We start from the raw sequence: 12,172 nt of genomic DNA on the forward strand, positions 1-12,172 counted from the left end.
AATGGAAGCCATACGCCGGCGCATGCTGCGCTGCGGTAGGGCGGCGGGCTACGCGCCGGGCCTGGCGCCGTGCACGACGGCCGCTCCTGTCGGTGCAGGAGCGGCGCGAGGAAAGCCTGTGGCGATCGAGCCATGGCCGGAACCGTGAGGTCCGGCATCCGGCTTGAGAAAATCCCCTGGTGGCGCGAGCCTTCCTACTTTTTCAACGCCCGCGAGAACGCATCCGCGAACGCGCTGTTGGCGGGCGCGGTGGCGGGCTTGGCAGTGGACTTGGCGGGTTGTGCCGGACGGCCACCTTGCGGGCCACGGCGGTTGCCGCCGCCTGCAGGAGCCTCGTCGCGCGCGCCCGGACGGCCGCCACGAGCTTCGCCCGGTACATCGTCCAGACGCATGCTCAGGGCGATGCGCTTACGCGGCAGGTCGATCTCCATCACCTTGACCTTGACGATGTCGCCGGCCTTCACGGCGTCGCGTGGGTCCTTCACGAACGTGTGCGAAAGCGCCGACACATGTACGAGTCCGTCCTGGTGCACGCCGACGTCGACGAAAGCGCCGAACGCGGCCACGTTGGTCACGCGTCCTTCGAGCACCATGCCGACCTTGAGGTCTTTCAGGTCTTCGACGCCCTCGGCGAAACTCGGCGCCACGAATTCAGGGCGCGGGTCGCGCCCCGGCTTTTCCAGTTCCTTGAGGATGTCGCGCACGGTCGGCACGCCGAAGGTCTCGTCGGTGAAGTCCTCGGGCTTGAGGCCACGCAGAAACGACGTGTCACCGATCACCTGCTTCACTTCGCGGCCGCACTGCTTGAGGATGCGTTCGACCACCGGATACGCCTCGGGATGCACCGAGCTGGCATCGAGCGGATTGCTGCCACCGGTGATGCGCAGGAAGCCCGCGCACTGCTCGAAGGCCTTGTCGCCGAGGCGCGGCACCTTGAGCAGATCCTTGCGGCTCGGGAACGGGCCGTTCGCGTCACGGTGCTTCACCACGTTCTCGGCCACGCTGGAGGAGAGGCCGGCCACGCGCGAGAGCAGGGGGGCCGAGGCGGTGTTCACGTCGACGCCCACGGCGTTCACGCAATCTTCCACACGCGCATCGAGCGCGCGGGCCAGCTTCACCTGGTTCACGTCGTGCTGGTATTGCCCGACGCCGATCGCCTTCGGCTCGATCTTCACCAGTTCGGCGAGCGGGTCCTGCAAGCGCCGCGCGATGGAAACGGCGCCGCGGATCGAGACGTCGAGCTCGGGAAACTCCTTCGACGCGAGTTCGGAGGCCGAGTACACCGACGCACCCGCTTCGCTCACCACGACCTTGGAAAGATTCAGGTCGGCGTGCTTGCGCATCGTCTCGCCGACGAGCTTGTCGGTCTCGCGCGACGCGGTACCGTTGCCGATGGCAACGAGGTTCACGCCATGCTGCCTGGCCAGCTGGGCGATGCGGGCGATGGACTGGTCCCACTGGTTGCGCGGTTCGTGCGGGTAGATGGTGTCGTAGGCGAGCAGCTTGCCCGTGGCATCGACGATGGCCAGCTTGCAGCCGGTGCGGATGCCCGGGTCCAGCCCCATCACCGTCCTGGCGCCGGCCGGCGCGGCCAGCAGCAGATCCTTGAGGTTTTCGCCGAACACGCGGATGGCTTCGTCTTCCGCGTACTCGCGCACGCGACCGAAGAGATCGAGGGTGAGGTGCAGGTGCAGCTTCACGCGCCAGGTGAGGCGCACGGTCTCGCGCAGCCACGCATCGGCACGGCGGCCGCGGTCGACGATGCCGGCGCGAGCGGCGACTCGGCCCTCGCCCTCGGCGTGGCCCTGGTCGGCGTCGACGCCCGGGTTCAGGTCGATCTCCAGCACGCCTTCGTTACGCGCGCGCATCAGGGCGAGCAGGCGATGCGAAGGGATCTTCGAAACGGGCTCCGCATGGTCGAAATAGTCGCGGAACTTCGCACCCTCGTTTTCCTTACCCGGAACGACGGTCGCGCGGATCTGGCCCTTCTCCCACAGCCAGTCGCGCAACTCGCCGACCAGGGTGGCGTCCTCGGCGATCGTCTCCATGAGGATGGCGCGGGCGCCATCCAGCGCGGCCTTGGCATCCGCCACGCCCTTTTCCAGGTCGACGAAACCAGCCGCGAACGTTTCCGGATCGAGCGTCGGGTCTTCGCGCAGGCCGGTCGCCAACGGCTCCAGGCCCGCCTCGCGGGCGATCTGCGCCTTGGTGCGGCGCTTGGGCTTGTAGGGGAGGTACAGGTCCTCCAGGCGCGCCTTGGTGTCGGCGGCGAGGATGTCGGCGCGCAGGGCGTCGGTCATCTTGCCCTGCTCGGCGATGCTGTCGAGGATGGCCGTACGGCGGTCTTCGAGCTCGCGCAGGTAACGCAGGCGTTCTTCCAGCAGGCGCAACTGGATGTCGTCGAGACCTCCGGTCACTTCCTTGCGGTAGCGTGCGATGAAGGGCACGGTGGCGCCGCCATCGAGGAGTTCCACCGCCGCACGCACCTGTTCGGGCTTGGCGGCGATGTCCTGGGCAATACGTTGTTCGATGCTCTGCATGTCGTTCCTGTGCGTGACTCGGCCGGCCGAACGTCGGGCCGGGCCGGGGATGATAGCAAGGCACGGGAAGACCCCGGCCGGGAGGCCGGGGTTGGGCGGAACCGTCAGGCGTCGAAGCTGCCGCTCGTGCCGCCACGTGGGGCGGGTGCGGCAGCCTTGTCGGCGCGCCCGGTCAGCACGTAGGTGCTGGCCAGGAGATCGTGCACGCCCTGCTTGCGCTGGGTAAAGGCGGCCGTGACGTAGAAGACCATGGGGACGAGGAAGGTGAAGGCGTTGACCAGGCGAATCGCATTGCGCCCGGCGGCGCGGCCCACGCTGATGCGCTTGCCTTCCGTGTCGGTGACGCGGATGCCCACCGCCATCTTGCCCGGCGTGGCCTGCCACTTCGAGCTTTCGAAGGCCGCGTAGTAGACGAAGCCGATCACCAGCAGCACGTAGGTGATCGGTTGCACGGCCACGGCGTAGGCGGAGATCGCCGCCGTCCGGTCCGATTCCATCTGGCTGAGGAGTTTCGTCATCGCCACGCCCAGACCCATGCTCAGGCTGATGATCGTGAAGGGCACCATCAGGATCAGGTAGTCGATCACCCAGGCGCCAAAGCGCAGCCAGAAGCCGGCGTACTCGGGTTCGGCGACGTCGGTGACGCCCATGAAGGGTGGCGGCGCGGGCGGGGGCATCGGCGGGACGCTGCCGGCAGCGGGGCGCTCGTCCGGGAACAATTCGCCCAGCGGACGCCAGTCCGTCATGCCTTCATGCCAGCCGAGTTCCTCCGGGCGGCAGGTGCCGTCGCGCAGCCACTGGCGGATTTCATCGTCCGCGTAGGGGCCGAAGCGCTCGCCGTTTCGTCCGATCCAGACTTGCATGGTGGTCCTTCCACTCGCTAACTCGATGGGAGTGATGATGCCAGATGGCCGGTGACGACGCCGACTGCTGGTGGTCATGCAGCGGCGGCGGCGGCGCGTGGCGCGCCGGGTTCCCCTCAGGCCGCCCGGCGCTTCAGATGCACCAGCAACAGTGAAATCGCGGCGGGCGTGACGCCGCTGATGCGTGCGGCCTGTCCGATCGTCGCGGGCAGGGAGCGCTTGAGCTTCAACAGGACCTCGGCGGAAAGGCCGCGCACGCGGTCGTAATCGAAGCCGTCGGGTATCGCGGTGGTCTCGTGCCGCCGCTGGCGCTCGATCTCCTCGCGCTGGCGCTCCAGGTAGCCGGAATACTTCGCTTGCACCTCCACCTGCGTCGCCACCTCGGCGTCGTCCACCCCAGGTCCGAGTTCGGCCACCGTCCTCAGCTTCGCGTAGTCCATTTCAGGACGACGGAGCAGGTCGAGGGCGTGCGTCTCGCGGCTGACGGCGATGCCGAGCGCGCGTTCGATGGCCGCGCCCAACGCGTTGCCCGGGGCGGCCCATAAACCGCGCAGTCGCGCGGTCTCGCGCTCGGTGGCCTCGCGCTTGGCTTCCAGGCGCTGGAAGCGTGCGTCCGACACCACGCCGCGTGCATGGCCCTGCGGCGTCAGTCGCAGGTCGGCGTTGTCCTCGCGCAGGTGCAGCCGGTATTCGGCGCGCGAGGTGAACATGCGATAGGGCTCGATCGTTCCGTTCGTCGTCAGGTCGTCGATGAGCACGCCGATATAGGCTTCGTCGCGGCGCGGATACCACGGCGCTTCGCCACGAATGGCGAGCGCGGCATTCATGCCGGCGATGAGTCCCTGCGCTCCGGCTTCTTCGTAGCCCGTCGTCCCATTGATCTGGCCGGCGAAATACAGGCCGGGAATGCCCTTGGTTTCCAACCAGGGGTGCAGGCCGCGAGGATCGAAGTAGTCGTATTCGATGGCGTAGCCGGGGCGCGTGATATGCGCACGCTCGAAACCCGGGATCGAGCGGACCAGCGCGTATTGCACGTCGAAGGGCAGCGACGTGGAAATGCCGTTGGGGTAGATCTCGAAGGTGTCCAGGCCCTCCGGTTCGACGAAGATCTGATGAGAGGTCTTGTCGGCGAAGCGGACGACCTTGTCCTCGATCGAGGGGCAATACCGTGGACCGACACCCTCGATTTGTCCGCTGTACAGCGGCGATCGATCGAGCGAACCGCGGATGAGGTCATGTGTCGCTTCGGTGGTGTGGGTGATCCAGCAACTCACCTGGCGTGGGTGATCGGCCGCCGAGCCCAGGAAGGAGAAGTGCGGCATCGGGTCGTCGCCCGGCTGCTCGTCCAGCATGGAGAAATCGATGCTGCGGCTGTCGATGCGCGGCGGCGTTCCCGTCTTCAGCCGGTCGGCGGCGACAGGCAGTTCGCGCAGCTTCGCGGCCAACGCCGAGGCTGGCGGATCGCCCGCCCGGCCGCCGGCGTACTGTGCTTGTCCGATATGGATCTTGCCGGCCAGGAAGGTGCCTGCTGTCAGCACGACGGCGGCGGCGTGGAAGTCGAGGCCCATCTGCGTGCGTACGCCGGCGACCCGCCCTCCGACGAGGATGAGGTCGTCCACCGCTTGCTGGAACAGCACGAGGTTCGGTTGCGTCTCCACCATGGCGCGGATGGCGGCCTTGTAGAGGCTGCGATCGGCCTGGCAGCGCGTCGCGCGTACCGCCGGGCCCTTCGAGGCATTGAGCGTGCGCCACTGGATGCCCGCGCGGTCCGCCGCGATGCCCATGGCGCCGCCGAGCGCATCGATCTCCTTGACCAGGTGGCCCTTGCCGATCCCGCCGATCGCGGGATTGCAGCTCATCTGGCCGATGGTCTCGATGTTGTGGCTGAGCAGCAGCGTGCGCGCACCCGCGCGCGCGGCCGCGAGCGCGGCCTCGGTGCCGGCATGTCCGCCACCGACCACGATGACATCGAAGGTTTCGCTATGCAGCATGGGAATCAGGCGTAGAAAGGCAGGAAGCAGGGCGTGATTTTACGCGGTACGGACGGGCGCCGCTCGACAGGAACCCTGGCCCGGGCACGACGACATGGCATGACTCGTGCTTGCCAATGGACGCACTTCCGCTGGGCAGACGCTGCGCGACGATACGCGCGCCGAGGCCGAACGACAGGGGTTTGGCCGTGTGCCGGAGGAAGGAAGCGGGATGTGGGCAGGGATGCCCCATTCGGTTCGAATGAGATCTGGCGCCCGGCGGTCTCAGGAACAGGGGGAATCCAGGATGACCGTGCTGCCGGGCGCCAGAAACCGAGTGACTGGCACAAAGAGCCGCGGCTATGCCGCGGCTTTCTTCGTTGGGTCGAACATTACACCGTCGGAATGAACCGTGTGTGACTTTTTCGTCAACGAGGTGCTCCAAATCGGCAATTGGTGACGCGGTGCGTCAGTTTCTCCCCCACATTGAGACACCGCGCACATTTCTTCCTCAGCCCAGGGCGACCCGGGCGAGGATGTCGGTGAGATCCCGCGACAGGTCCTTCCGACTGGCCAGTTCGGCCACCACGGCATGCGCGGCCTCCCGTCGCACGGGCTCCAGCCGTTTCCAGCCGTTGAACGCCGTCGCGATCCGCGCCGCCACCTGTGGGTTGAGCGAATCGATCGCGACCAGGCGATCCGCCAACCAGCGATAGGCCGCCCCGTCCGCGCGATGGAAACCGGTGGGATTGGCCCGGGCAAAACTGCCCAGCAAGGACTGGACACGATTCGGGTTCTTCAGCATGAACGCTTGATCGTCTTCCAGTGTCTGGACCCGCGCCAGGGCGTCGGCCCCGGGCAGCAACGCCTGCATGGCGAACCACTTGTCGAGGGCCAGCGCGTTGCCGTCGTACCGCTGGCGGAAATGCGCGATCGGCGCTTCGGCGGCGTGGGCGTCGAGCGTGGCCAGCGTGGTCAGGGCCGCGAGACGGTCGGTCATGCCGGGTGCCTGCTCGTATTGCGCCCGCGCCAGTTCCCGCGCCTCGCCCGGCTGGATCAAGGCGTACAGATCGAGGACCCTGCGCTTCAGCTGGCGCCGCGCCTGGCTGAGGGCATCCAGCGCCGCGGTGGTCTCCGAACGCAGCGCCGCATAGCGGGCACGCAGGGCCTCCGCACCGATGCGCTGGGCCAGCATGCGCAACATGGATTGCCGGGCGATGCGGATGCGGTCCGGATCGCGTTCCGCCTGGCGTTCCACCAGCTCGATCTCGCCCGGCGGCGTCAGCAATTCGGCGAGCAGGGCATCGTCCACGCCCTTGTCGTTGAACAGATGGGCCAGGGCCTCGGTCCATGCACGCAGGGCCGAGCCTTCGACGTTACCGTCCCGGCAGTCGTCGTAGGCCAGCCCGGCCAGTTGCTGCCCGGCCTCCCAGCGGTTGAAGCCATCGGGATCGTGGCGCAGCAGGACGGCGAGTTCCCCGGGAACGTAGTCGCATTCGAGGATGACCGGCGCGGAGAAACCACGCAGCAGCGACGGAACCGGAACCGCTTCGATGTCTTCGAACACGAAGCTGCGTTCCGCGCTGTCGAGCACCACGGTACGTTCCGTCGCACCGGCGGTGGCTTCGCCTTCGAGGCGAAGCGGCAGGGCCTTGCCCGACTGGTCGAACAGCGAGAGGCGCACGGGGATGGGCAGTGCCTGTTTCGCGGTCTGGCCCGCGGTGGCGGGCGTGCGTTGCCTGAGCGTCAGGCGATACCGCCGTTGCGCGGCATCGAATCGCCCTTCGGCGGATAGCCGTGGCGTGCCCGCCTGCCCGTACCAGGCGAGATACGGCGACAGGTCGACACCATTGGCGTCGCCGAGCGCCGTGAGGAAATCCTCGATCGTGGCGGCCTGGCCGTCGTGCCTGTCGAAGTAACGGTCCATGCCCTTGCGGAAGCCTTCCTGGCCGAGGTGGCCGGCGAGCATGCGAACCAGTTCAGAACCTTTTTCGTAGACGGTGGCGGTGTAGAAATTGTTGATCTCGCTGTATTGCGAGGGGCGCACCGGATGCGACAAGGGGCCGGCGTCCTCGGGGAACTGCGCGCGCCGGAGCAGGGCCACGTCCTCGATCCGCTTGAGCGGCGCCGAGTTCATGTCGGCGGAGAAGCTCTGCTCGCGGAACACGGTGAGGCCTTCCTTCAGGCTCAACTGGAACCAGTCGCGACAGGTGACGCGGTTGCCGCTCCAGTTATGGAAATACTCATGGGCGACGACCGCCTCGACGTGGCGATACTCGTCGTCGGTGCTCGAATCCGGGTCCGCCAGCAGGTATTTCGCATTGAAGATGTTGAGACCCTTGTTCTCCATCGCGCCCATGTTGAAGTCGTGCGTGGCGACCACATGGAAGACATCGAGGTCGTAGTTGCGCCCGTACGCCCGTTCATCCCACTGCATCGAGCGGATCAATGAATCCATCGCGTATTCGCAACGATCGATGACATCCGCTTCCGCCCAGATATGCAAGGCGACGGCGCGGCCATCGGCGGTGGTGTAGTCGTGGCTGATCCGCTCGAGGCGGCCCGCCACCACGGCGAACAGGTAGCTCGGCTTCGGATGCGGGTCGACGAAGCGCGCCCAGTGGCGGCCATCCGCGAGCACGCCCTCCCCATCGGGATTGCCACCGGCGAGCAGTACCGGAAAGCGGTCGCGGTCGGCGCGCAAGGTCACGGTGTAGCGCGACAGCACGTCGGGCCGGTCGGGAAAGAAGGTGATGTGGCGGAAACCTTCCGCCTCGCATTGCGTCAGCAGGAACCCGCGGTCGCGGCTGCCGGACAGGTACAGGCCCTCGAAGGCGGTATTCTCCGCCGGGCGCACGGCCACCCGCGTGGTCACGGTACAGCGGTCGGTGTCGACGGCTATTTCCAGCACCCCATCGGCGAGGATGTACTCGCCCTCGGCGAGGGTCCGCCCGTTCACGCCCAGCGACAGCAGTTCCACGCCCTCGCCGTTCAGTCGTATCGGCTCGTCCGCCTGGCGAACGAGGTCGAGCGTGGCGGCCACCTCCGTACGATCGATGCCGAGGTCGAACTCCAGGGCCACGTGCTCGACCGACCATGCCGGGGGACGGTAGTCGGCAAGGCGGATGACGGAGGTGGGGGCGTCGGAACGATCGCTCATGGCGGCACTACTAACGGTTGTCTGGTAAGGCAGGCAGGCTAACATGCGCTCGGAATCGTCAAAAGGAAGTTTCCCATGTCCCGTTTCAGCGTTACGCGTTCCCGTCTCGGCGCCCAGGAGCTGGTGGTCCTGGTCGATGCCGACGCCGACCGCGAGGTCCGTATCGCCCGGCGTGGCGCCACCGTCCTGTCGATCGGCACATGCTGGCGCGACGAGCAGCGCAATATCGCGGATGGTTTTCGCGACGAGCGGGAACTCGTCGGCCACAAGGGCTCCCGCTTCGCGATCATGACGCCGTTCGCAAACCGCGTTAACGATTCGCGGTATACATTTGAAGGAAAAACCTACGATTTGCAGCCAGGTGCCGTGGGCGCCGATCGCGCCAGCCGCCATGGTTTCCTGCGCGGCGTTCTCTTCGACGTTCAGCGCGAACATGCCGACGACGACAAGGCGTCCGTTACCCTGGTCACCCACGCCATCCGTCCGGAGGCGAACGCCGGCTACCCGTTCGCGCTGGATTTCAGCGTGACGTTCACGCTCGGCGACCGTGGCCTCGCGGTGGAAGCGAAGACGCGCAACGTGGGCGAACACGCCGCGCCGACCTTCTTCGGCTGGCATCCCTACTTCCGCCTGTCGGACAACCCGATCGAAGGCTGGGAGCTGCACGTGCCGGCCGACAAGGTGATCGCCACCGACAAGGATTTCATCCCCTTGCCGGGAACGCGGGCCTGGCAGGCCATCGACAAGGCCGATCGCGGACTGGATTTCCGCAGGGCGAAAGCCATCGGCGACATGCAGCTGAACCACACCTACGCGGACCTCCAGCTGGATTCCGATGGCAAGGCGCGTACACGCCTGCGCGATCCGAAATCCGGCATGGGCATCGCCGTGTGGCAGGAGAAGGGCGTCATGCTGGTATTCACCGCCGACACGGCCGACCGGGACGCGCGCAAGTCGGTGGCGCTCGAACCGATGGAATGCATGCCGGATGCGTTCAATCGTGACGATTGCGCGCCGCTCGTCACGCTGGCGCCGGGCCAGGAGCGTCGCTTCGTCTGCGGCGTGGAGTTCGACGCGTGAACCTTCCCAGCTTCGCGGACATTCGCGACGCGGCGGCCCGCATCGCGCCACACGCCCGGGTCACCCCGGTGCTGCGCAGCGACCGCATCGACGACCTCGTCGGCACGCCCGTCGTGTTCAAGTGCGAGAACCTCCAGCGCGGTGGCGCGTTCAAGTTCCGCGGCGCGACGAATGCCGTGTGGTCGCTGACCGACGAGGAGGCGGCACGCGGCGTGGTAACGCATTCTTCCGGCAATCACGGCAACGCGCTGGCCATGGCGGCGCGAACGCGCGGCATTCCCGCCCACGTCGTGATTCCCGAGGGCGCCGTGAAGACGAAGGTCGATGCGATCGTCGCCGCCGGCGCGACCGTGCATCGGTGTGCGCCGACAACCGCGGCGCGCGAGGCGCTGGCCTCCGCCTTGCAGGCCAGTACCGGTGCGACCCTGGTCCATCCCTATGCGGACGCACGGGTGATGGCGGGGCAAGGCACCCTCGTGCCTGAACTGTTTCGCCAGGCTCCGGGGCTGGATACCGTCCTGTTTCCCATCGGCGGCGGTGGGTTGGCTTCCGGTTGCTCGATCGCGGCGCATGGCATCGATCCGGCTATCGCGCTGTTCGGCGCGGAACCGGAAGGTGCCGACGATGCCGCCCGCTCGCTCGAGGCGGATGAACGCGTAGGGCCGTTCGTGGCCGATACGATCTGCGACGGCTTGCGCACGCTGATCGGCGAGCCCAACTTCCACGCCCTGCGCGATCATGGCGTGGTCGCGTTGCGCGTCAGCGACCCGGAGTGCGTCGAGGCGATGAAGTTGCTCTGGACCGAGTTGCGTATCGTCGTCGAAGTCTCCAGTGCGACGGTGCTCGCCGCCATGCTGCGCTATCCCGCGCGCTTCGCCGGGCGTCGCGTCGGCGCGGTGCTCACCGGGGGTAACGTGGACCTGGACGCGCTGCCGTGGAGTCCTTCTTCACGCTGACGGCGCCGCCCAACACGATGACGGCCGCCCGCGCCGCTTCTGGTCATCGCATGCGGACGTGTGTCAAGGCGACGAGCGGACATCGGCTCCTGCGTCGCGTGGCTATCCTCGCCCTTCCTCAAGTGCAGATACGGGGGTGGCGGATGCGCTGCCAATGGGCCGAACGCAGCGACGCGGAGCGCGTCTACCACGATACCGAATGGGGCGTGCCCGTCCATGACGATCGTGGTCTGTTCGAATGGCTGGTGCTGCGCGGATCGCAGGCGGGCCTGGCCTTGCGCACGGTGCTCGCCAAGCGGAAGTCCTACCACCTCGCCTTTCATGGTTTCGACATCGCACGCATCGCGGCGATGACCGATGCGGAGCTCGCCACCGTGTTGCGCGATCGCGGCGTGATCCGGCACCGCCTCAAGATCGAGTCCATACGCGGCAACGCGCGTGCAAGCTTGCGCGTTATCGACGATGTGGGTTCGTTATCCGCCTACCTTTGGTCGTTCATCGACGATTCTCCGCAGAAGAACGCGTGGCGGCTTGACGCGCAGGTGCCAGTGCATAGCCCGGCCTCCGACCGCATGAGCGAGGCGATGCGCAAGCGCGGCTTCCGTTTCGCCGGGACGGCCATCTGCTACGCGGTGATGCAGTCGGTGGGCATGGTCAACGACCATGTCGTCGGCTGTCATCGCTATCGATGACGCCGCGTTCACCATCGCTGCACCGGCGGCGCGTTGCCATGGGGCATGGCTACCACTCGCATCGGCATCTCCGGCTGGCGCTACTCGCCTTGGCGTGGCGTCTTCTATCCCTCCGATCTCGTCCAGCGGGACGAACTCGCCTACGCGTCGCGGCAATTTCCGACGATCGAACTGAATGGCTCGTTCTACTCGTTACAGCGGCCCGAAAGCTACCAGTCCTGGTACGAGGCCACGCCCAGGGGCTTCGTCTTCGCCGTGAAAGGCCCGCGCTTCATCACGCACACCCTGCGCCTGCGCGACATCGAAAGGCCGTTGGCGAATTTCTTCGCCTCGGGCGTGCTCGCCTTGCGCGAGAAGCTGGGCCCCATCCTCTGGCAGTTTCCGCCGAGCTTTCGCTTCGAACCGGAGCGGTTCGAAGCCTTCCTTGCCTCGTTGCCGACCCACGTGAAGGCCGCCGCGAGGCTTGGTCGCAAGCATGACGCACACCTGAAACGCAAACCCTTCCTTGAAGTGGCTCGCAATCACCGTTTGCGCCATGCCGTGGAGATCCGCAACGAAAGCTTCGTCGATCCCTCGTTCATCGCCCTGTTGCGCAAGTACGGTATCGCTTTCGTCGTGGCGGATACGGCGGGCAAGTATCCGCGTTATTTCGACGTCACGGCGCCGTTCGTCTACGTGCGCCTGCACGGCGACGAGGAACTGTATGCAAGCGGGTACGGCGAGGCGGCCCTGGCCGACTGGGCGCGCCGCATTCGCGCATGGCGTCGTGGCGCGCAGCCTGCCGGAGACCCGCGTATCGCCAGGTCGGCGCCGCCCAGGCGCGCGTCCCGCGACATCTATGTTTACTTCGATAACGACGCCAAGGTGAAGGCCCCGGGCGACGCGCACGCCCTGGCCGCGTTGCTCTGATC

8 protein-coding genes are annotated in these 12,172 nt (G+C 66.9%); 4 read left to right on the plus strand and 4 right to left on the minus strand.

Annotated features, from left to right (window positions below):
• Nucleotides 1–194 precede the first annotated feature (194 nt).
• The 4 genes from ACR9Y6_RS16280 to pepN form a co-directional block, all read right to left on the minus strand.
• Nucleotides 195–2,540, minus strand: a complete 2,346-nt coding sequence (locus ACR9Y6_RS16280) for a Tex family protein (RefSeq protein ID WP_481282229.1) — start codon at nt 2,538–2,540, stop codon at nt 195–197.
• A 104-nt stretch (nt 2,541–2,644) separates the two neighbouring features.
• Entirely contained in the window at nt 2,645–3,403 is a 759-nt protein-coding gene (locus tag ACR9Y6_RS16285) for an RDD family protein (RefSeq protein ID WP_481282230.1), read from the minus strand.
• Nucleotides 3,404–3,519: 116 nt separating this feature from the next.
• Entirely contained in the window at nt 3,520–5,394 is a 1,875-nt protein-coding gene (gene mnmG / locus ACR9Y6_RS16290) for a tRNA uridine-5-carboxymethylaminomethyl(34) synthesis enzyme MnmG (protein ID WP_481282231.1), read from the minus strand.
• A 490-nt stretch (nt 5,395–5,884) separates the two neighbouring features.
• A complete protein-coding gene (gene pepN / locus ACR9Y6_RS16295; protein WP_481282232.1) occupies nt 5,885–8,533 on the minus strand; it encodes an aminopeptidase N in 2,649 nt (882 codons plus the stop codon).
• 75 nt (nt 8,534–8,608) lie between these two features.
• On the opposite strand from pepN, the gene ACR9Y6_RS16300 reads away from it, so the two are divergent.
• The 4 genes from ACR9Y6_RS16300 (at nt 8,609) to ACR9Y6_RS16315 (ending at nt 12,170) form a co-directional block, all read left to right on the plus strand.
• Nucleotides 8,609–9,613: an aldose epimerase family protein gene (locus tag ACR9Y6_RS16300; protein ID WP_481282233.1), complete on the plus strand. Its 1,005-nt coding sequence runs from the start codon at nt 8,609–8,611 to the stop codon at nt 9,611–9,613.
• A complete protein-coding gene (locus ACR9Y6_RS16305) occupies nt 9,610–10,569 on the plus strand; it encodes a threonine ammonia-lyase (protein ID WP_481282234.1) in 960 nt (319 codons plus the stop codon). The genes ACR9Y6_RS16300 and ACR9Y6_RS16305 overlap by 4 nt, the downstream gene beginning before the upstream one ends.
• Before the next feature lie 143 nt (nt 10,570–10,712).
• Nucleotides 10,713–11,261, plus strand: coding sequence for a DNA-3-methyladenine glycosylase I (locus ACR9Y6_RS16310; RefSeq protein WP_481282235.1), 549 nt, complete (start codon nt 10,713–10,715; stop codon nt 11,259–11,261).
• Nucleotides 11,262–11,306: 45 nt separating this feature from the next.
• Nucleotides 11,307–12,170 (plus strand): DUF72 domain-containing protein, encoded by an 864-nt coding sequence (locus ACR9Y6_RS16315; protein WP_481282236.1) that lies wholly within the window; start codon nt 11,307–11,309, stop codon nt 12,168–12,170.
• Nucleotides 12,171–12,172 lie beyond the last annotated feature (2 nt).

The sequence above is a fragment of the Luteibacter sp. TLI7-4A genome (assembly GCF_056754745.1).